Raw genomic sequence first — 18,862 nt, forward strand, 5'->3', positions numbered from 1 at the left:
ATACAAATATGAAAATGAGCGATCTAAAAGCTTGCAAAGATGAGATCATAATCGCCCACTCATTCATTCTATTTCGCACCCCGCGGGGCTGGATTGCAAAGATGAGGAAGCGCGAGAGCATAGTGGTACCGATCCCGCACTTCCGCCGCGGATTCGGCACTATTTGGAGTTAAATTTTTCCCGTGCGCGGTTCTCGGGGGAGCCGAAGGGAGCTACTTGCGAGGCGCCCCCCTTCTTATCCCCCAAACCCCCAATTAGCCCCGGCACGCTCAAGGGGCGAGCCGTAGGCTCGCGTTAATGCGCTGCGCGCGGAGTTAGGCGGTAATTTAACTTTATAAAGCGCCCCGTGCGAGCGTCTTATAAAGTCAAAATTTAAGGAGCGGATATGAAATTTCCAAAAGAGCTACAAGCCAAACGCACCAAGTGCATAGTATACACCCGCGTGATGGGCTACTTGCGCCCGGTAGAGAGCTTCAATATTGGTAAAGTGGGCGAGCATAAGCAGCGCGTACTCTTTGAAGAGAAGAAAGATGTCGCTAGCACTAAGTAAGCGCGAAAGCGCAAGTGCCCTAAAAGATGATGCCGACGCCAGCTATAAAGAGCTTGCGGCGATATTCGGCATCAGCGTCCAACGGGTAGCGATGATCGAGCGAGCCGCCCTTGCAAAGCTGCGCCATCCCAAAAATCGCAAGGCGTGGATAGCGATATTTGAAACCCTCGCCGAGATCGAAAAATGCAGAGCTCAAAGGCTCGGCAGCGGTTGGACGTTAAAGGGGACAAAAAGTTGAAGCTAAAGGATCTAATCAATTTAAGCGCGCAGGATTACAGCGCCGCAGCTCTTCGAGAGCTGCACACAAAGATGAGCGCCGCAGTACCCTCCGCAGTAAGCGTAGGTTTGCGCTCGGTGCGTCGCGACGAGGTAAAGGGCGAGCAGCTCGTAAAGGGCTGGGCATTTTACGTGAGCTTTTTCTATGGCTCCAAAAAACCTTGCGCGGAAATCGCCTGTTTCGGCAGGCTTCATATCTGTGCCGATGAGACGATGGCAGAAAGCCCGTATATCGGGAAAATTTTAAAGTATTTACAAGGAGCGTAACGTTTATCGGGCTCTTTTTACAAGAGCCTATATAAGCGCTAAAGCTGAACCGCTGAAAAATCTAAAATTTTGCGAAGCAAAATTTCTGAAACTTTAGGTGGGTGCAGGGAGCGTAGCTCCCGCTCGCAAAGAGGGGCTTTGCTCCTCTGCGAAATCAAATTTAAAAGAAAGGAGAAAATATGGACAAACGAACGGCAAGGCTGGTATTTGTAAGCTCGCCGTATGCAAGTATCAAATGCAAGCATGATCGAGATCGCGACTACTACGCCCGCAAGCTTGCCGAGCAAGCCTGCGCCATCGTGCGCGCCAACGGCTACGAGCCTATATCGCCCGTGCTTGCATGGATGGGGGTGTATAGCGAGCTGGAGCGAGATCGTATAATGAAAAACTGCGAGGAGCTCCTCTCGGTATGCAGCTACTACTACTTTTTTGCCTGCGAAGGCAGCGAAAATAGCAAGGGCATGGCATACGAGCGAGAGCTTGCAAGGCAGCTCGGCGTAAATGAGTTGAAATTTAGTCTTTTCGATGAGTGAGGAGAGCATGGTGCGGATCGTAAAGAAGAGTAAAAACACGCTTCCGATCTGCCTACGATACGGCTACGTAATAAAATATGGACTAGCCAAAAGATTTAAAATTTTAGGAGGAATACCATGGAAATCAAAAGTTTCAGCGATATCGACATCGCGCTAAAAAGGGTATGCGAGCTAAGCGTAGGCATAGAGAAAATCAACGGCGAAGTAACGCTTGAGTGCAACCGCATCAAAGAAAGCAGAAAGGCCGAAGTTGAGCGGCTAGAGAGTGAGAAAAACTATATCGAGCAGCAAATTACGTTTTTTTGTGAAGAGAATAAGCACGAATTCGCCGAAAAACGCTCGAAAGAATTTACCTTCGGCGAGATCGGCTACCGTCTCACTAAGAGCGTAAGCCTTCCTCGCATCAAAGTAAAGGTAGAAAGCCTGCTAAAAGCGATCAAAAGCTACGGATTGGCCAAAGAATGCATTATATACGAGGAAAAACCTAATAAAGATGCGCTAGCCGAGCTAAAAGATGAAGATCTCGTAAAGCTGGGGCTAACAAGAACCGTAAAAGATAGTTTTCGCATAGTGCCGAAAATTGAGAGTTTGCAAAACGATTAAAGGGCTTTAAGCCCTTTAAAATACGTTTAATTCGGCATTAAGCGTATTTTAAAAGGTTTAAATTTTAAGGACAAGCGATGACCAAATCCCAAGAGATTTACCGCAAAAAACTTCTAGCAATGATCCATCTGCACCCGTTTCATAAGCACGCTGTGCAAGAAGGGGCGTGGGATGTATTTTTGCAAAGCTGGGGTGTGGGCAGCTGCGCCGAGCTAAACGTAAAAGAGCTCGCAAATGTGCTAGCGGTAATGGACGGCAAGGCCGCTCCTTGCAGATTTGAGGACGCAGCGATCGCCCCACAAGTGTTTGCTATAAGAAACATATGGCAAAGAGTAGCGGTAAACGTAAGCGAAACTGCACTGCTAGCCTTTGTAGGGCGCATCATTAAGCAGCCTTGCACCGATGTGTCAAAGCTAAGTAAAAAGCAAGCATCCTGGGTTATTGCCGCTCTTAGGAAAATGAGGGAGGCTAGATAGTGTTTTGCCCGAAGTGCGCACACGAAAAAACCGCCGTGCTAAAAACCATAAAGGGGCTAAAAAATATCCGTATGCGCCGCTGCGAAAAATGCGGCTATACCTGGATTACTGAAGAAAAACCGCTTAAAGATAAAGATCTGGCGGGTTACGTAGAGTATATTGACGAGATAGATAAAAAGGCATAAAAGGTTTAAAATCCGCCTAAATTTGGTGAATTTAAAAGGTAAAAAATGAGAAATTTAGCTAGATCCTTAATAAGATTTAAAATTTTAAAAGCAAAGGGCGAGGTAGAAGCCTTGTTGCAAAACTACTCACAGACGCAAAGACAGAGGCTGGAGCAGATCTTAGATGAAATCGTAGCTCTTAGCACGCAAGAAACGGACGCGCCTACGTTAAAAAAGCTACTCTTAGATAAAGCTGCAAGTGCAAATATCGAGGTTAGCCCACAAGATTTAGAAAGCATATATATCATCCTTGCGCAAAAGGTGAGCAAAAAGCTTGCCGTAGCGGCTGCGGGGCACATTAAAGAAGCCGTTAAATTTAGCTTTGACACCGTCGATGCCGAAGCGATCGAGGCTATGCGCAAGGGATTTTATTGGATGGGCAAAGAATACAACGAAAGGCTGCAGAATAGGCTAAAAGATATTATCGAGCGGGTTTTTAAAGCAGAGATTGCAAACGAGGAGGTAGGCTCCGCACTGAAAGAGGAGTTCGGCTCCATTATAAACGCAGATGAGAGCTATTTTAAAGGAGTAGCCGATCATATCGCACTTCAGGCACAAAACGTAGCTGCCGTGACGCAAGGAAGCAAATACGGCGTGCAATTTTACAAGGTACTTGCGATCTTGGACGATCGTACTACAAAAATTTGCCGCAGCATGCACGGGCGCATAATACCTGCCGAGCATCTAAACGCGCAGGCGGATAAAATTTTAAACGCCCATAGCTTGGCCGATAAAAAAGCCGCCGCCGCGTGGCGAGATCAGGCCTTTTTAGGCAAGAGCCTACCTAAAAACTTCGGTCTGCCTCCATATCATTTTCGTTGCCGTACCGAGGCGGTGCCCGTGTGGATCGATGAAGAGGAGGAAGGCGGAGTGATGATGCGAAACACGCAGCCGCTATGGGAGGACGAACTTATCCGCCATATTGATAAAACCGGAGTTGAGCGTATCCTAGACTCTAAGGCGGCGAACGGCGGGCACGGGTTAAAAGAGAGATTAAAACAAAACGACAAGTTAAAAAGCGATATAATAAAAGCGCTCAATTCGATAACCGCCATAGCCCCTCAAAAGGGCGAGGAAAAATTCAGCAACGCTATAAGCAGCAACGGCTATTTTATGGTATTTGACGGCGATAGAATAGTGACGGCTTTTAAACCCGCTAAAGGCGCACTCGCGTATTTTAAGGAAAAAAGCCTAACATCGAAGCAAGAGATCGTTAAAAGGTGGTGGCAAAAATGAGAGATTTTATTCTTTACATCGATGAGCCCGAATGGGGCGTATACGAAAAGGGCTATAAGCTCTGGGCGGGAGAGGATTACGATAAAAAGCTTGCGGATAGATATCCCTTTGCCGCGCTTTGCGTTAAAGAGGGCCTGATTATGGGCTTTTTCGATATATCTTCTATCTCGGACGAAGTGGTAAAAACGGCGCAAAATGATGAGATGATGAGGGAAGTGTGCAACTTCAGGGTACTCATTCATAATAAATTTAAAGAGAGTTTTAAAGGCTCGCTCGTGGATGCGCTTCAATACGTCAAGGAGCACAGGGATGAATAATATAGACAAATTTGACATTTTAACGGGTAAAATTTTAGCTAAGCTTTATGAAACTTTTCCGGTAAAAACCTCTTTGCTTCCCGAGGATTTTGGGGTAAAAGACGCTATGCGGGAGTTTTTAAACGGAGGCAAAAGTGAAGCAGTTGATATGGCGGAGTTGGAATTTTTTGCCGCCAGCGTATCGTGGCTTTTAGAAAATGAAATAATCGTCGCCAAAAAAGGCGGATTAGGGATATATTACGAATGCGGCTTAAGTTTTAAGGGGCTAAGGCTTTTAAAAGCTGTGCCTCCTAGCATAGATAGCGATAGAAAAAGTATAGGCGAGAGCCTAAGCGAATTTGCTAAGGCGGGTTTTGAGGACGGATTAAAAAAGGCTATGAGTGCGCTTATCGTTTATGCTGGGGCATGGGTGAAAAACAAGATAGGCGGATGAATGAAAAATTTAAATAAAATTTTAGAAAAATTTCTCTATCGCGTGGGTGCAGAGACCGTAAACGTAGCTAAAGAGCATACCGCGCCTATTAAAACGGGCAGGCTAAAGCGAGATATCATGGTCGTAAGAGTGGATGCAAGAAGCGTAACGATAGGCAATACTGCAGGGGTGAAATATGCTAAGTTCGTACACGGCGGCACGGGGCTTTACGGCGCTAAAAAACGCAAGATAACGCCTAAAAAAGCTCGCGCGCTAAAGACGCCGTATGGATACAGAAAATCGATCAAAGGACAAAAGCCAAATCCCTATCTTTTAAAGGCCTGGGAGGGCTATAAAATAAGAGGATTGCGGAGGGCTACCGCAGCGCTTGCAGGAGATATAGGAGATAACCTTGTTAACGATATAAAGACTGATTTAGTGAAACATTAAAATAAATCAGAATATACATAGTCTTTAATTTTTCTATAAGCATTATTTGTATATATTATAAGCCCTCAAAAGGAGAACAGCATAAATATGGATTTAGCCACCGAGAAAGAGTTGGTTGAACTGCGCGATGAATGGTCTGTTATTTGTGAAAACAAGGGCGACGAAGGAGCTGTTTTTGCGCAAGATGTCAACAACAAAGTTGAGAGGTTAATAAGGGATATAAAGCAAAAGGAATTTTTAGCTTATACCCTAAAAAATGATAACGGTGAGTTTATTGCGCTGCTTGATGTTATACATGCCCTGCCCAATACTGATATTGGATGGCTTAAAATATTTGATATGACAATTACGCCCAAGTGTACTTTGAGCGGCGGCAATGAAACGGAAATAAAAAGAGTTTTGCGAAACGTATTTGTGGAGGCTCTAAAATTATTATTAGACAAAAATAGCGATGTCAATGAAATAAAAATTTATGCTAGAAACGATATAACTAAAGAGTTGTTCAGTGATATAGCTTCAGATGTTAATTTGAAAGAAACTTTATCGAAAATCAACGTAGTTATATTGTTCCAAGCCAAATGGCTTGTTTTGCGAAAAAAGAGTAATCCGGGCGAAAGGAGAAGAGATGACTAAAGAACAAGAACAAAAGGTTATCGTAGCTTTTGATAAAGCTATAGAAAAAGCGCTGGCTAAACATTTGCAAAAGTGGTCTATTAAGACGCTTGATTTTGTAAATGCTAATCCCGATACTACGGATTTTTATATTGTATTGGAGAAAGCCAAAAATATAGTGGCCTAAAACAGCTTTATTTTGGCGGGATCGCTCGGTTCCGCCAAATTGTTGCTTTATAGTGTAAGAATTTCTTTTGCTTTAAAGTCTTAAATTCGAAGAGCTACCGCAACGCCGCAAAAAATATACAAGAAGAAGTATAGAATATAATGGTAAACCTTAAAGCCTTAAAAGTATAAGTTATTCTGCGAGATTTCCAATAAAAAGACTTTGTTTGGTATATTCGCCTTTAAAATTTTGATGGTTGTCTATAAGGGTATGTATTTCGTTTAGATCTATCCATTTTGGCGATGGAGCAGGCAGTATTTTTAAATCCTCAAACTCTTTGCCGGCTTGTTTGAATATGGCTCTACGATGCGTTATAGCTTTGCCGTTTATCGCGTAAATATCGAAATCTCCGAATTTATTTGTTTTGGTATCATCTACAACATAGACTCCGCCCTGAGTATGATCTCCGAGCGTTGCGAAGCATTTGATAAACAAATATCCTTTATATTGCGTGTGGGCGCACATTACGGGGGTATATCTTTTATAATAAAAAATATACATATTAGTAAGAAGATCTTCGTATTTTCCTATATCTGCTTTGACATTTTCATCCCTACTTTCGCATCCGCTGAATACAAACATAACTATAAATAAAAAGACAAAAAATTTTCTCATGGTATCTCCAATTATAGGGCAATAAAAATATAATTATACCGAAATTTCAAATTATATACGCTTTATTCCTCCTCTCGCGTACCTTTTCAAAGTAGCTAAGCGCTAAAGCCAACGCCCAAAACCTATCGGCATGGCCGTGCTCGTTTCGATCGCTATCGTATAAAAAGCTCTTTTGCCCCGCTTTACGCTTTATAGCGTGTAGGTCTGCGATAAGCAAGGGATCGTTCGGGATAGATATACTTTTATCCTCAAAGTGCTTCTTTAAATTCAGAGCTAAAGCCTCCTTGACGCTAGCGGTAAAATATACTCCGCTCACGCGAGAGGTAAAGCGCGATTTAAGCCGCTCTGCTACCGGCATACCGATGCCGGTTTTATCGATCTTAAGGCAAGCCAGTAAATTTAGTTTCAAAAAATCCGTTAAAAGTTTTTCTTGCGCCTCAAAGCTTGCTTTTGCTATCACATCGTAAAGACAGAGCCTTTTGATGCCCTCCCCGGCGTCATAAACCCCCATATGCACGCTTCTGTCCTTGGTGCGTCCTACGTCATAACCTGAAAACACGGGTATATTTTTCGGCGGCAATGTAGGGGTAAAATCGCTCACGCAAGATTTGATAAGCTCGATACCTAAAAGCGCGCTTTCATCATCTACGAATTGACATTCATAGGCGCTCGCCCAGGTATCGGCATCAAATAATGCCCTCATCGTCTCAAGATCAAATTTCAATCCCCCCGCCATAGCCCGGTAAATATCTACGCGGTGGCGGCTAAACATATAAAATTTAAGCTCGTCGCCAAACAGCTCGGCAAAAAAACTATTCTCCTCAAAAGGTGTGGAGAGGATGGTAAGCCTACCCGCTACGGCGCCGATAGAGGGCACGAAAGCGTGCCAGATACGCTTTTGATTAGGATACCAGGCAAACTCATCCATCCAAATATCGCCGGTAAAGCCTTGCACCGTGCGGAAATTATGTGCCATGACGCGGATAGTGGCGCCATTATCAAGGCTTTTTTCATATTCGCTATCCTTGGCAAAAGATACGCCTAGCTTTTTTGCCCACATTTGCGAATAATTCATTAAAATTCTAGCCTGCTCTTCGCTGGCGCTTAAAAACAGTTGATTACGCCCTGCTACGGCGCCGAGGAGAGCATCGAGGCTTGAAACATAAGAAAAACCTATCTGACGGGATTTTAATACGATGCGAAATTGCGAAGCGTCGTTTAAAAAATCTTTTTGATAATCGAATAGCTCGCCGCTTTTAAGCGCTATCTCTTTTAGGCTTTCATATGCTCCGTTCATTAGCGCGATGGGTTTTTTCTTGTTTTTTACCTTTTGCTCTTTTACTTTGGCGCCCTGCAGCCTAGAAAGCGAAGCTGTAAGCATAGCGATCTGCTTTGCCTTGGAGTCGCTGCTTTTGCCCTTGCTAAGTGCAGCTATTTGAGCTTTTAGATTGCGTATCGTCATCGCGCCGCCCTCTTCCGCGCCTTTCTTACGCCAGCGCGCGATCGTAGCGGCATTCACTCCGTAAGATTTAGCTAACTCGGAGGCGGCATAACCTGAGTGCAAAAGATTTAGGATAAGCTCTTTAGTCTTTTTGCTATACATCACTCATCCAGGCTAGCCGTAGCCAAAAAATCTAGGGTAAAGGTGAAATTTAGTATATCCACGCCGCGCTCATCCGTAGCATCTACGCTAGAGCCCGTAAAGCTTAATAGAGGGGTCAGCCGCATCAGCTCTTTTAGCACCGCCTCTCCGCTTGCGATAGGTACTATTACGCTAAGATTGGCGCGGTATTGCGTGAGATTTAGTGCCGATCTTTCGGATACAAAAACCTTATAATCGTCCTCATGTTTTAAGATAAGCTCCTCGCAAAGCGCAATAAGCGCTTTTTCGGTAGTGATTTTTTCACTTAGATCCATTTTTACTCCTTAAACCGCGGCATAAAAGTAGCCGTTAGTATTCTTTTTAGTCGTTAGCTTATAAAATTTATCCATCCAGTACTCCTCCCATTGCTTTACGTCCTTGAAGGTCTCCAGGCTTTCGTCGTATTCGTTCGCACGTTGTTGGATCTTTAGCCAAAGCTTTTGCCCCAAAAGAGCAAGGCTCATATAGGCTTTGGCCTTAATCAGGTTTAGCCCGCTAATATCATATTTTTTTATCTCATATTCTGCCATCTCGATATATGGGATAATCTCTTCGTCGCTTATCATTTTAAGCTTATTGTATCTGCGAATTTCGTTTAAAATTTCATCCATGTTTTTTTATCCTCTGCACTCATAATTTAAAACCCCCTTCAAAAAGCTTCAAAACGCCTTCAATTTTGCCGCAAAACTTTTGCCCGTATGTTTTATCGCCTCAAGCCTTAAGTGGCTTAGACGCTTTTATTTGTCGTATCCTAAAATTCCACGGGCCTCGGCGAGCGATAAAATACCGCTAGCAACCAAAGAACTCATCAACTCGCCGTCATCCTTAAAGCTGCTAACATCGATCGGATTTAGTTTGATCTTAAAACCCAAAGAATCGAAAAACCACTCTATCTGTTTCTGCTTAGGTATAATAGTAAGCTCATTAAAGCTATGTAGCTGCTGGGCGACCTCGCCCCCACCGCCGAGTTGAGAAGCGTTTATTATGCCCATCATCCGAGGCGGTACGCCATGAGCGGCAATAATCTCGTCTCGATTTAAATTTTTAAGTTTTTCAAAACTTATATCTTCTACTTTGCTGAGATCTTCTATGCGCACCTTAGCGTTTTCGCCGTTTGCCGTAAGCACCAAAGTTTTATGGGCCTTCTGATGGCCTTTAAAATTTACTCCAAAAAAATCTCTAAAGGCATTAAGCTGCGCTTCATCGGGTTCGGAGTTTTCAAATATGATCGCCGTATCAGCTCTAGCTGAGTTTTCAAAAAAGGCGTTATTGAAGCTATCGGCTTTTTGATTAGTCATTATGGCTAAAAGCGCGCCTAAATAATCAGGCTCGCCGTAGTATCTGCTCATCGGCGAATAATATGCTAACTGCCTCGCATTTAGCGCGATCTTACGCCCGTTTTTTACCTGAAAAACCTCTTTGTTTTTGTCCACTCGCGCTTCTACGGAGGGCAAGATATAAAGATTTCGCCCGGCGATTTCTAAATAAGCATTGCCGAAGATCTCCAAATTTAATATGAAGGCATATAAAAAATCCTTAGGCGTGCCGACCATACCCTCTAATGCCCCGCCGTCTTGCACGTTTGAAAGCAAAGAGGCCTTTAGTTGGATCGCTCTACGGTGATAGGTATTGGCATAAAATAATCCAAGCAAGTGTTCCGGAGCGCAAAACGGCTCTATAATACCGTCCGCGCCTACAGTTTCATCTTTTATTTGCGCGCTGGCTTCTGCGGCAGCTTTAAAAATCCTATCCATATTACACCTTAAATTTTTAGCGACATTGTATAGAAAAATTTTATAAAAGTTAAGCTAAATAGCGCGTATAGCGCTTATATGGGTTTTAATTTTTTCATATTTTTGTAAAAATAACGCAACTTTTTGAGCTTCGGACAATAACCCGTTGCAAGAAATTAAATAAAAAGGAGGCACAAAGGTGGCAAGAGAGATCACGGATCTACAAATTCATCTGATCTCGCTCGTAAATGCGGGAGCGAATAATAAAACCGTCATCTATAAAGATAAGAATTTCGAGGAGCTTTTGCGGGTAAGTTTCAGTAAGGATGCAGCGGGTGAAGAGGGGATCGTATACGGCATAGTATATGCTCCCGACGAGGTGGATAGCCAAGGCGAGTTTGCAAATGCCGCCGAGATCAAAAAGGCGGCATACGACTTTATGAAAAGAGCCGATCTTAGTTATTGCGTCGACGTAAATCACGACTTGCGCCCTGCGCCTGCTTATATCTGCGAGAGCTGGATAGTCAAAGACAAGGATGCGTTTTTCAGTGAAACGGGCGCTTGGGCCGTAGGCATTAAGCTCGAGGACGAGGATCTGCGCGCTCGCGTAAAAAGCGGTGAGCTTTCGGGTTTATCGATGTACGGCTCGGGGGTCATCAAATCGGGTAACGGCACAGGCAAGGAAGGCGGTATGTTAGAGGCGGTCAGGCAGGGCCTGAGAGAGTTTTTTAGTAAGAAAGATGAGAGCGAAGCGACCCCACAAGGGGTGGTTTCTAATAAAACCGAAAAAGGAGAGGAAATGAACAAAGAGGAAGTTACCGAGCTAATCAAGGTCAAAACGGCGGAGAGCGACGAAAAGATGGCGAACTTGGAAAAATCGCTAGAGGATTTAGGAGCGAAGCTTGGAGCTTTGCAGGAGCAGATCAATAAGTCCGCTCAAGACGAGAGCGTCTCAAAACAAAAAACTTTAGGTAGCGAGGGGATACTATGAATAATCTAAGTGAAATTTTAAAAGGTTCAATAAATGCGCAAAGCGTTACGTTAAGCGGATCGCTAACGCCGGCACAGGCACATAACTTCGTAGATGCGATCAAAAACAAGAACGGCTTTTTAAGCAAAATCCATACCGAAAAGATGGGCAGGCTCACCAAGGAGCTCGACGCATGGGATGTAGCCAAAGGCATATTGGTGCGCGTAGCAAGCGGCGAAAAGCCTACCGAGGCACAACGAGCGGCACTAGGCAAGGTAGGTACAAAACTTGACGCTAAAAGGCGTGCAGCTATTTGCTAGGATTTTGCAAGACGCGCTGGAGGACAATGCCGATAATCCAAATTTCGAGACCGAGACTCTAAACGCTTTTACAAAAGCTTTCGGCAACGATCTTGCCCTGCTTGGTTTCATAGGCGAGAGCGACACCTACGACGGCACTTTCAAGAAGTTGCATAAAGGCTGGATCCAAGTCGCCAAAGACGCGAGCGATACGACGAAGCTAACCTATGCAAGCTCGGATAAGGTATCGGATAGACTAAGTGCGCTCGTAGGCTCCATCAATTCCGATATCTTGGGCGAAAGCGTGGTGCTGATCAACCCCGCCGACGCACAGGCTTACAACAAAGAGCTAAGCGCGCTCAATTCTCCGCTTCACTTGATCCAAGGAGGCGCAGATAAAATTTTAGGCGTACCTTTGGAGATCACTCCGTTAATGCCTAAGGGCGTATATATGGCTACTCCGCTTAAAAATCTCGTGCTAGGAATGGGGCTTGATGTGCGCCGTAACCGCTGGTATGACGCGGAAGAGCGAGCATTAAAATATGTCTTTGATCTTTATACCGATTATGAGATCGTAATCAAAAGGTGGGTCAGCTTAGCGACCGCCGCATAAGGATGCGATATGAAATATCTTGCACTAAAAAACATCTGCGCGGGCGGAAATTTCATCCGTGAGGGTGAATATGTGGAGCTAGAGGGAGAGGTTGCCGCAGAGTACCTACGCGCGGGCGCAATAGAGCAGGCAGAGTCTTTGGAGCTGAACAAAACCCAAACGGACGAGCCTCAGGCGGAAGGAGCGGCGCAAGAGCTGCAACCAGATATTGATACGGCCTCGTCTGAAGCCACAGAGCAGCAGCCTGCCGAGTCTGAATCGCAGGCGGGGCAGGCGGAAAAGACTGCGCCGGATGAGGCTGCCGCCAAAAAGAACAAAGGTAAAAAATGAGATTTATTGCCGCAAAAGTTAGAGGAGTGGAAAATGAGCCTAATCGCAAACATCAAGGAAAACGAAGACTTTTGCGAGCGAGTATATGAAGATAGCCGCGGCTTTGCGACGATCGGCTACGGCTTTTTGCTCTCAGCTCTGAGCAAAGACGAGCTCGCCTTAAACGGCGGGAAGGTAGAGCCGATGAGCCGCGCGGCGGCGGATCAAATTTTAGAATTGAAACTGCGCAAACTTCGCCCTGCAGTATTTGAAGCCTTTGCCTGGCTTAAAGACAAACCGCAAAACGTGCAGGACGTAGTGATAGAGATGTGTTATCAGATGGGTATTGCAAAGGTGCAAAAATTCGTTACGACGCTTCATCATATTCGCATGGGTGAATATGAAAAGGCTATCGCAAACGGGCTTCGCAGCCTTTGGGCGCAGCAAACTCCAAACAGAGCGAGAAAGGTATTAAATGGGCTTCTTGCTAAACATTAAATTTATACTGGCGACTTTTGCGGTAATAGCGGTATTGTGCGGAGCCGAAATTTTAAGCTTAAAAAGCGATATTTCGCAGCTAAGCGCTGAAAATGCAGGGCTAAAGGTGCAGTTACAGCAATGCGAGCTAAATCTAAGCCTGCAAAACGCCGCGATCAAATCCCTTGAGGTGAACGCAAGCCGCCGCAACGAGGATAAGATCCAAAGCATTTCTAAAATTTATGTCAAAGATAAAAGTTGTGAGGCACAATTAAATGCATATAAAAAACTTCTTGATAGCGCTTTTTAGCGTGCTTTGCCTATTTGGTTGCAGCGTAAAGGAGCCGCAGATAAAGCAAGTCTATGTGCCTGTGCGCTGCAATCTGAAAATGCCGCTTAAACCTGCGGCAAACGGCAGCTTTGAAGCGCATAAAGAGCTTGTGAGGTATTTTCTCAAATGCGAAGAGATAGCCAAAGACTGCACGAGGAGCGAGTAATGAAAACTTTGATTTATCTACTTAGAGCTTTTGTCTTGGTGGTATTTAATCTTGAGCTTTACGTAGTCTTTGACAACTTTATACGAAGCGAAAATTTAGTACTCCTTCTTTGGTCGCTTTGTATAGGTATTACCGGCGCTCTTTTTTCGCCTACGTCGCTATATAAAACCTTTAAAGTATGAGCCATGGAGTATCTGCTCTATATATTAGCTGCAGGCGTTGCGGGCAGCGTAACGGCCTTTTTGAAGTATGGCGAGCGTGGCGCGGGTAATTTTATCAAACGAGTATTGGACGGCTGTTTTAGCGCATACATCGTTTATGAAATATCTTTCTTTTTCTGCAAAGATATGCGCCTTAGCCTTGCGATCTGCGGGATCGGCGCTTTTAAAGGCAGCGGGATTTTAGATTTAGCGGTCGGATTTATAAGAAATAAATTTGATCTAAACGATAGAAACAAGGACGAACAATATGAGCAATAATCTAAATGAGATCGGCATCATAAGCGAAGTAAGCGGGAATCGCGCACGGGTTGCGATCGGCGATATGGTTACCGACTTTTTGCCCGTATTCCAGCCTTTTGCCAATTCCTTTGCCGTAAGCTTTGCGCCGATCCGCGTGGGCGAGCAGGTGCTTGTGCTGCCGGTACGAGGCGAGCTCAATGCAGGCGTAATCCTGCGCGGTATCTATCAGACCGCTCACAAAGCGAGCCCAACCGATACGAAGATCCACGCAAGCTTTGAGGACGGGGTAAGCTTTTCGTATGATACGGCTAGCTCCAGCCTTGAAATTTCGGCGCCAAAGCAGATCAATATCACCTGCGAGAACGCAAGCTTGACCGCAAAGTCGGTGAATGTGAAAGCGGACGATACGACCGTGCAAAGCGGAAATATCAAGCTTTTGGGAAATACGATCATTCAAGGCTCAATCTCGACCGCGGGAAGCGGCGGAGGAAGCGGAAGCTTTGCGATCAATGGAGATCTCGATATCACAGGCTCGCTCAAGGCAAGCGGCGACATCAGCGATGGCAGAGGCTCGCTTTCGAGCCATACCAACGGCGGAGTAGCGAGGGATTAAGATGAAATACCTAGTAAGCGTAGAAGACAGTATCAGAGATATCCTCAGCACCCCTATCGGCTCGCGCGTGATGCTGCCCGAATATGGCAGCCGTCTCTTCGAGCTCATCGATAGACGGGTCAATGATGAGTTTCGCGCCGATTTGAGCTATTTCGTCATTGAAGCGGTGCAAAGATGGGAAAAACGGGTGCAGATCGACGAAGTGAAGCTCGTGAGCTTCAAAGATCACAAGCTCAGCTTTAAAATTGTGCTAACAAACGGCAAAGAGATCGGAGTGGAGCTATGAGTTTTCTTAAAAATTTGCCTTATCCGAACGTCATCGAGCAGCTGAGCTATGATGAAATTTTAAAGAATATTAAAAGCCTCTTTAAAGGCTCTTTAAACGACGATGAAATTTCGCTTCTTGAGAGCGATCGCTTTTCAGCCTTGCTTGAGACGCTCGCATATCGCGAACTTCTTTTGCGCGCCCGTATCAATAGCGCCGTAAAATCTATGCTGCTACCTTTTGCGCAGGGGGCTGATCTGGATAATATCGTTGCGATGTACGGCATAGAACGGCTAAGGGGCGAAAGACCGGCGGCGAGCGTAAAATTTGGCCTCTCTGCCGCACTTAGTTACGATGTGCTGATCCCTGCGGGATTGGTGCTCGCATCGCAGGACGGACAAACTGCGAAACTCAAAGAGAGTTTGCAAATCAAGGCGGGACAAACGAGTATAACCGGCATCAGCATATTAGATGCATTCGTAAAAGAGAGTGCGGCCAAATGTGAGCTCATCCAAACCCCGCTGCCTTTCGTATTACAAGCAAAACAAGAAGGAAGCTTCGGCGGCGGCGCTGAAGTAGAGGACGACGAGCGGCTACGCGAGCGCGCCGTGCTAAGTCTAGAGCGATTTAGCACCGCAGGGGCGGCGGGCGCATACGTCTATCACGCCCTTACAGCCAACGCAAAGGTGATAGAAGCCATAGCGCTTAACGGCGGGCCCGGCATCGTAAAAGTGTATGTCAAAAGCAGCGACGAAAGCGAAGCGGTGCTTGAGTCGGTGCGTACTGCGCTAAACGACGAAAAAGTGCGCCCGCTAACCGATACCGTCATCGTTGCAAATGCCACCAAAAAGGCGGTAAATATAAAAGCACAGCTGGAATTAACGGATCTTTTTTTGCAGGCGGAGATCCAAAACGCTATCGATGCGGTGCAAAAAAGCCTGCCTTTAGGCGAGGATTTGAACCTAAGCCGCATCTATAGCACCCTTCATCAAAACGGCGTATATCGGGTAGGTTTGAGCTCGCCCACTGCCGATATAAAAGCGGATAAGTACGAGTATATCGTGATGAGTTTTGAGCTCAGCTTTGCAAAGGCTAATCTATGAGTATCCTACCGATCGGAAAGCCTAAATTTGACAAGAAGCTCGACGATCTTTTTGGCTTCAGCCTTGCAGGGCTTGATATAGGCGTGATAAATATCCTGGCGGATAGTTGCCCCGCTTCGCTTCTTGCGATTTTGGCAGATAGCCTGGATGTGAATATAGAAGGCCTAAATGAAACCGGCGCAAGGCTGCTTATCAAGGAGGCCTTTAAAATCCACTACTATTCGGGCACCTTCTACGCAGTCAAAAAGGCAGTGAATGCGATCGATAGCGGAGCGATCATAGTAGAGGGAAATTTAGGACAGAAATATGACGGCTCTATCAAATACGATAGAAGCAGATTTTACGGCTCAAATTCGCACTGGGCCGAATACAGCATCATAAGCAGCATTCCTCTTTCAAAGAGCAAGGCGGCGGCGATAGCGACCGCGGCAAAAGCGGCGGCGCCCGCAAGGTGTGTGCTAGCTCTGATTGAGCATTCAACAAATCAGATCAAGTACGATGGGCAGATAAAATATAATGATCAATTCAACTATGGAGCATACAATGGCTAATATCAAAGAAGAAAAAACCTGGGAAGAAGGGATATATCAACTCGAAGTGACCGATCCCGTAGTGGGCGGAATAGACGGCATCAGTAATAAGCAAGCCAAGCAGCTGGCTAATCGCACGGGATATCTAAGAGAGCAGATCGAGAACGATAAAAATAGCATAGATACCGCCCTTGCGAAGAAGCGAGACGTTGAGGATAGCTACTCAAAAACCGAGGTGGATAAAAAGTTTACCTCTGTGGGTACGACTATCGCAGAAAAGCTCGACAAAACTGAAACCGCAGCAGATAGCACAAAACTCGGTGGGCTTACCGCCGATAAGTATGCCCTCAAAACCGAAGCTAGCGACGGGCTAAAGATAGGCTCATATCTGCTTTGGTCTAGCGATAGGACTACCCCGGCAGGATTTCTTCCCGCAGACGGCAGAAGACTTCAGAAATCCGAATATATTGAGCTATTCGACGTTATCGGCTATACCTATGGCGGAAGCGGCGAGCACTTCAATCTACCAAAATTCAACGACGGCAAATTTATCCGTTCCACTGGTGGCAATGCTGCAAGCCTCGGTGTATCACAAGATGATGCCATAAGAGACATTGTGGGAGAGCTGATCAACACTAATGATCGAGTAACCGGTACTGGAGCATTCAGGAGGATTAGAGACGGGGACCCTAAAGGAGGTCTTGGCGGAGGACCAAACGGCAGAGTCGTAGAATTCAAGGCGTCTAACGTAGTGCCTACCGCGAATGAAAATCGTCCATACAATATGAGCGTAATCATACTCATCAAAGCAAAAAACGTCTTTGAGGCCACAAACATAGACAAATCCCCGTATGCTACCGAAACAAAGGCTGGCATTGTAAAGCTCAAAAATTCCATCACGGGGAATCTGAGCGATACCGCCGTATCCGAAAATGCCGCGAAAGAATACATAGACGCAGCAAAAGCGCAGATATTGAGCCAAATGCTGGGAATAAGTCAGACCCTACAAGACGTAACAACACAAAGGCAGATCGGCGCGACCTACACGAATAAGACGGGCAGACCGATATATTTGACGATTATGTGTCTAGTTTGGACTGACTATACTATCAAAATAGGCGACGTATCTATTTCTTTTGGGGGAGGCGATCAAGGCAGAACATCAAAACAAACATATTACGGAATAGTTCCCAACGACGTAGAGTATTCTCTCACCAGGGGTGGCTCTTTTTACTGGTGGGAATTAAGGTAAGGATAAAAAATGAAATACTACAAAAATTCACAAAACCAAATCTACGCTTACGATGACGACGTGAGCGAGGATCAGATTAAAGAGGGGCTAACGAAAATAACAGAAGCGCAGGCAAAAAGTATGCTTGAGCCGAGCCTTGAGGAGCTCAAAGCCGCAAAGACCGCAGAGCTTGCTTCGTGGGTGAACGCAATGGGCGAGAGCTGCAAGGTTGAGATCAAAGACTTTGGCGCCGTCAACGGCGGCTATAAATACCTGCTGAATATCGGAAGCATGATCGATACCTTCGATAGCCTCGAAATTCGCGCATTTCGCATGTATGACAATTCGATGAAAAAGATCGGAGGACAGGAAGACCTCAAAAAGATTAAACGCGCCATTCAGATTGCCGGGCAGAAGCTGCACGTGCTGAAATGGGGCTATGAAACCGCAATCGAGAAGGCAAAAACCGCAAAGGCGCTTGAAGCTATCAAATTTGCAGACACAATAGAAGTATAGGAGGAACAAATGGGATATTTTATACTATTTTTGACGAGCTTTATTTTAGGGATTTTGGCTTGTCCTATCGTGATTTTTCTAAGGGCGCGCAAGTGCGATCAATGGGGCCACTCCAATGTGATGAATATCCTTAGGGTGTTCGCACCCCTTGTGAAGAGCCGCCCGAAGGAGCGATGATGTTTTGGATACTGAATAGACTACGCGGGCAGTATTCATACTTCGCCAAGCTTAACGCTTTGGTAGTAGCCCTGCTGGTATTTGCGTTTTTGGGGAATTTCTACCTCGCGATCATCTGCGGGCTCGGGTATTTGCTGGGCGAGGCCAAAGGCTGGGGCGTATGGGTCGGCGCGCTCGTAACCCACGGCAGCTACACAAGCGAGCATGAAGTGAAATTTATTGAGCGCATCGCTGCTAAGCTTTTCGATCCGCGGGCGCATTGGCTAGCGTATTGTAGGCTCTGTCTCGCGATCCGCGGTCTGATTTGGTGGCTACTGGTATTCGTGCCGCTGCTCTTTGCGGGCGTCTATACCGCCCCACTTTTTGCCGTAGCTCTTGCGGTAGGTTTTCCTCTTGCTTGTGAGCTGGGGTATCGCACAAAATGGACGTTGCGATTTCGAGCTTTTGAGGCAAGCGATGCGTGGGGTAGGCAAGAGGTATTTTATGGGGCTATGCAGGATGCGGCGTTTTTGGTTTTATTTTTATGGGGGCGCTAATTTTGTGCGCTTTCGCGCACACTCATAAGGGGGCTCTCAGAGTTTTAGAAATAAAAAAGAAAGAGGATCGGCATTTATTTGGGGCGGAAAGGG

35 protein-coding genes are annotated in these 18,862 nt (G+C 45.7%); 30 read left to right on the plus strand and 5 right to left on the minus strand.

Annotated features, from left to right (window positions below; genetic code table 11):
* Positions 1–385: 385 nt before the first annotated feature.
* The 13 genes from nrdD to Q0135_RS11240 all read left to right on the plus strand — a co-directional run bounded on the left by nrdD (position 386) and on the right by Q0135_RS11240 (position 6,143).
* Complete coding sequence (gene nrdD, locus Q0135_RS11180) at positions 386–550, plus strand: anaerobic ribonucleoside-triphosphate reductase (RefSeq protein ID WP_297964083.1); 165 nt, start codon at positions 386–388, stop codon at positions 548–550.
* Entirely contained in the window at positions 516–788 is a 273-nt protein-coding gene (locus tag Q0135_RS11185) for a sigma factor-like helix-turn-helix DNA-binding protein (RefSeq protein ID WP_297990496.1), read from the plus strand. The genes nrdD and Q0135_RS11185 overlap by 35 nt, the downstream gene beginning before the upstream one ends.
* Positions 785–1,093, plus strand: coding sequence for a hypothetical protein (locus Q0135_RS11190; protein WP_297964087.1), 309 nt, complete (start codon positions 785–787; stop codon positions 1,091–1,093). Before Q0135_RS11185 ends, Q0135_RS11190 begins: the two co-directional genes overlap by 4 nt.
* Before the next feature lie 179 nt (positions 1,094–1,272).
* Positions 1,273–1,626 (plus strand): hypothetical protein, encoded by a 354-nt coding sequence (locus Q0135_RS11195; protein ID WP_297964089.1) that lies wholly within the window; start codon positions 1,273–1,275, stop codon positions 1,624–1,626.
* A gap of 117 nt (positions 1,627–1,743) precedes the next feature.
* Entirely contained in the window at positions 1,744–2,229 is a 486-nt protein-coding gene (locus Q0135_RS11200; RefSeq protein ID WP_297964091.1) for a host-nuclease inhibitor Gam family protein, read from the plus strand.
* Between the two features lie 77 nt (positions 2,230–2,306).
* Entirely contained in the window at positions 2,307–2,705 is a 399-nt protein-coding gene (locus Q0135_RS11205) for a phage protein GemA/Gp16 family protein (protein ID WP_297964093.1), read from the plus strand.
* Complete coding sequence (locus Q0135_RS11210; protein ID WP_297964095.1) at positions 2,705–2,890, plus strand: hypothetical protein; 186 nt, start codon at positions 2,705–2,707, stop codon at positions 2,888–2,890. Before Q0135_RS11205 ends, Q0135_RS11210 begins: the two co-directional genes overlap by 1 nt.
* A gap of 45 nt (positions 2,891–2,935) precedes the next feature.
* The gene (locus Q0135_RS11215) at positions 2,936–4,165 is read left to right on the plus strand and encodes a hypothetical protein (protein WP_297964097.1); all 1,230 of its coding nucleotides are present in this window, start codon (positions 2,936–2,938) and stop codon (positions 4,163–4,165) included.
* On the plus strand, positions 4,162–4,482 hold the full coding sequence (locus tag Q0135_RS11220) for a hypothetical protein (RefSeq protein ID WP_297990498.1): 321 nt from the start codon (positions 4,162–4,164) through the stop codon (positions 4,480–4,482). The genes Q0135_RS11215 and Q0135_RS11220 overlap by 4 nt, the downstream gene beginning before the upstream one ends.
* Positions 4,475–4,915: a hypothetical protein gene (locus Q0135_RS11225; protein WP_297964101.1), complete on the plus strand. Its 441-nt coding sequence runs from the start codon at positions 4,475–4,477 to the stop codon at positions 4,913–4,915. The genes Q0135_RS11220 and Q0135_RS11225 overlap by 8 nt, the downstream gene beginning before the upstream one ends.
* A complete protein-coding gene (locus tag Q0135_RS11230) occupies positions 4,916–5,344 on the plus strand; it encodes an HK97 gp10 family phage protein (RefSeq protein ID WP_297964103.1) in 429 nt (142 codons plus the stop codon).
* A gap of 87 nt (positions 5,345–5,431) precedes the next feature.
* A complete protein-coding gene (locus Q0135_RS11235; RefSeq protein ID WP_297964105.1) occupies positions 5,432–5,977 on the plus strand; it encodes a hypothetical protein in 546 nt (181 codons plus the stop codon).
* Positions 5,970–6,143 carry a hypothetical protein gene (locus tag Q0135_RS11240; protein WP_297964107.1) on the plus strand — a complete coding sequence of 58 codons (174 nt, stop codon included), beginning with the start codon at positions 5,970–5,972 and terminating at the stop codon, positions 6,141–6,143. The genes Q0135_RS11235 and Q0135_RS11240 overlap by 8 nt, the downstream gene beginning before the upstream one ends.
* A 171-nt stretch (positions 6,144–6,314) precedes the next feature.
* Here Q0135_RS11240 and Q0135_RS11245 read toward each other — a convergent pair whose 3' ends face one another.
* The 5 genes from Q0135_RS11245 to Q0135_RS11265 all read right to left on the minus strand — a co-directional run bounded on the left by Q0135_RS11245 (position 6,315) and on the right by Q0135_RS11265 (position 10,193).
* A complete protein-coding gene (locus Q0135_RS11245) occupies positions 6,315–6,797 on the minus strand; it encodes a hypothetical protein (RefSeq protein ID WP_297964109.1) in 483 nt (160 codons plus the stop codon).
* 46 nt (positions 6,798–6,843) lie between these two features.
* A complete protein-coding gene (locus Q0135_RS11250; protein WP_297990500.1) occupies positions 6,844–8,400 on the minus strand; it encodes a terminase family protein in 1,557 nt (518 codons plus the stop codon).
* Complete coding sequence (locus Q0135_RS11255; protein ID WP_297901804.1) at positions 8,400–8,714, minus strand: hypothetical protein; 315 nt, start codon at positions 8,712–8,714, stop codon at positions 8,400–8,402. The genes Q0135_RS11250 and Q0135_RS11255 overlap by 1 nt, the downstream gene beginning before the upstream one ends.
* A gap of 9 nt (positions 8,715–8,723) precedes the next feature.
* Positions 8,724–9,050: a hypothetical protein gene (locus tag Q0135_RS11260; protein ID WP_005872494.1), complete on the minus strand. Its 327-nt coding sequence runs from the start codon at positions 9,048–9,050 to the stop codon at positions 8,724–8,726.
* Positions 9,051–9,176: 126 nt separating this feature from the next.
* On the minus strand, positions 9,177–10,193 hold the full coding sequence (locus Q0135_RS11265; protein ID WP_297990502.1) for a phage portal protein: 1,017 nt from the start codon (positions 10,191–10,193) through the stop codon (positions 9,177–9,179).
* A 178-nt stretch (positions 10,194–10,371) separates the two neighbouring features.
* Between Q0135_RS11265 and Q0135_RS11270 the strand changes: the two genes are divergently transcribed.
* Genes Q0135_RS11270 through Q0135_RS11350 form a run of 17 tightly spaced genes read left to right on the plus strand, consistent with a single transcriptional unit; the run spans position 10,372 to position 18,769 of the window.
* Positions 10,372–11,163, plus strand: a complete 792-nt coding sequence (locus tag Q0135_RS11270) for an XkdF-like putative serine protease domain-containing protein (protein ID WP_297990504.1) — start codon at positions 10,372–10,374, stop codon at positions 11,161–11,163.
* The gene (locus Q0135_RS11275) at positions 11,160–11,462 is read left to right on the plus strand and encodes a hypothetical protein (protein WP_297990506.1); all 303 of its coding nucleotides are present in this window, start codon (positions 11,160–11,162) and stop codon (positions 11,460–11,462) included. Before Q0135_RS11270 ends, Q0135_RS11275 begins: the two co-directional genes overlap by 4 nt.
* Positions 11,431–12,054, plus strand: coding sequence for a phage capsid protein (locus Q0135_RS11280; protein WP_297990508.1), 624 nt, complete (start codon positions 11,431–11,433; stop codon positions 12,052–12,054). Before Q0135_RS11275 ends, Q0135_RS11280 begins: the two co-directional genes overlap by 32 nt.
* A 9-nt stretch (positions 12,055–12,063) precedes the next feature.
* On the plus strand, positions 12,064–12,384 hold the full coding sequence (locus tag Q0135_RS11285) for a hypothetical protein (protein WP_297990510.1): 321 nt from the start codon (positions 12,064–12,066) through the stop codon (positions 12,382–12,384).
* Positions 12,385–12,417: 33 nt separating this feature from the next.
* Positions 12,418–12,861: a glycoside hydrolase family protein gene (locus Q0135_RS11290; RefSeq protein WP_297990511.1), complete on the plus strand. Its 444-nt coding sequence runs from the start codon at positions 12,418–12,420 to the stop codon at positions 12,859–12,861.
* A complete protein-coding gene (locus tag Q0135_RS11295; RefSeq protein WP_297990513.1) occupies positions 12,839–13,150 on the plus strand; it encodes a hypothetical protein in 312 nt (103 codons plus the stop codon). The genes Q0135_RS11290 and Q0135_RS11295 overlap by 23 nt, the downstream gene beginning before the upstream one ends.
* On the plus strand, positions 13,116–13,337 hold the full coding sequence (locus Q0135_RS11300; protein WP_297990515.1) for a hypothetical protein: 222 nt from the start codon (positions 13,116–13,118) through the stop codon (positions 13,335–13,337). Before Q0135_RS11295 ends, Q0135_RS11300 begins: the two co-directional genes overlap by 35 nt.
* Entirely contained in the window at positions 13,337–13,519 is a 183-nt protein-coding gene (locus Q0135_RS11305; protein ID WP_297916175.1) for a hypothetical protein, read from the plus strand. Before Q0135_RS11300 ends, Q0135_RS11305 begins: the two co-directional genes overlap by 1 nt.
* A gap of 3 nt (positions 13,520–13,522) precedes the next feature.
* Entirely contained in the window at positions 13,523–13,816 is a 294-nt protein-coding gene (locus Q0135_RS11310) for a hypothetical protein (protein WP_297965061.1), read from the plus strand.
* Positions 13,806–14,411, plus strand: a complete 606-nt coding sequence (locus Q0135_RS11315; RefSeq protein WP_297990517.1) for a phage baseplate assembly protein V — start codon at positions 13,806–13,808, stop codon at positions 14,409–14,411. The genes Q0135_RS11310 and Q0135_RS11315 overlap by 11 nt, the downstream gene beginning before the upstream one ends.
* A gap of 1 nt (position 14,412) precedes the next feature.
* The gene (locus Q0135_RS11320) at positions 14,413–14,697 is read left to right on the plus strand and encodes a GPW/gp25 family protein (protein ID WP_297990519.1); all 285 of its coding nucleotides are present in this window, start codon (positions 14,413–14,415) and stop codon (positions 14,695–14,697) included.
* A complete protein-coding gene (locus tag Q0135_RS11325; protein ID WP_297965055.1) occupies positions 14,694–15,779 on the plus strand; it encodes a baseplate J/gp47 family protein in 1,086 nt (361 codons plus the stop codon). The genes Q0135_RS11320 and Q0135_RS11325 overlap by 4 nt, the downstream gene beginning before the upstream one ends.
* Positions 15,776–16,330 (plus strand): phage tail protein, encoded by a 555-nt coding sequence (locus Q0135_RS11330; protein ID WP_297990521.1) that lies wholly within the window; start codon positions 15,776–15,778, stop codon positions 16,328–16,330. The genes Q0135_RS11325 and Q0135_RS11330 overlap by 4 nt, the downstream gene beginning before the upstream one ends.
* Positions 16,323–17,561 (plus strand): phage tail protein, encoded by a 1,239-nt coding sequence (locus tag Q0135_RS11335; RefSeq protein ID WP_297990523.1) that lies wholly within the window; start codon positions 16,323–16,325, stop codon positions 17,559–17,561. Before Q0135_RS11330 ends, Q0135_RS11335 begins: the two co-directional genes overlap by 8 nt.
* Before the next feature lie 9 nt (positions 17,562–17,570).
* A complete protein-coding gene (locus Q0135_RS11340) occupies positions 17,571–18,056 on the plus strand; it encodes a hypothetical protein (protein ID WP_297960969.1) in 486 nt (161 codons plus the stop codon).
* Positions 18,057–18,065: 9 nt separating this feature from the next.
* Positions 18,066–18,233 (plus strand): hypothetical protein, encoded by a 168-nt coding sequence (locus Q0135_RS11345; protein ID WP_297960966.1) that lies wholly within the window; start codon positions 18,066–18,068, stop codon positions 18,231–18,233.
* Positions 18,233–18,769: a hypothetical protein gene (locus Q0135_RS11350; RefSeq protein ID WP_297960963.1), complete on the plus strand. Its 537-nt coding sequence runs from the start codon at positions 18,233–18,235 to the stop codon at positions 18,767–18,769. Before Q0135_RS11345 ends, Q0135_RS11350 begins: the two co-directional genes overlap by 1 nt.
* Positions 18,770–18,862: the final 93 nt, after the last annotated feature.

The organism is uncultured Campylobacter sp., from assembly GCF_937981295.1.
In the GTDB taxonomy this organism is placed as follows: Bacteria; Campylobacterota; Campylobacteria; order Campylobacterales; family Campylobacteraceae; genus Campylobacter_B.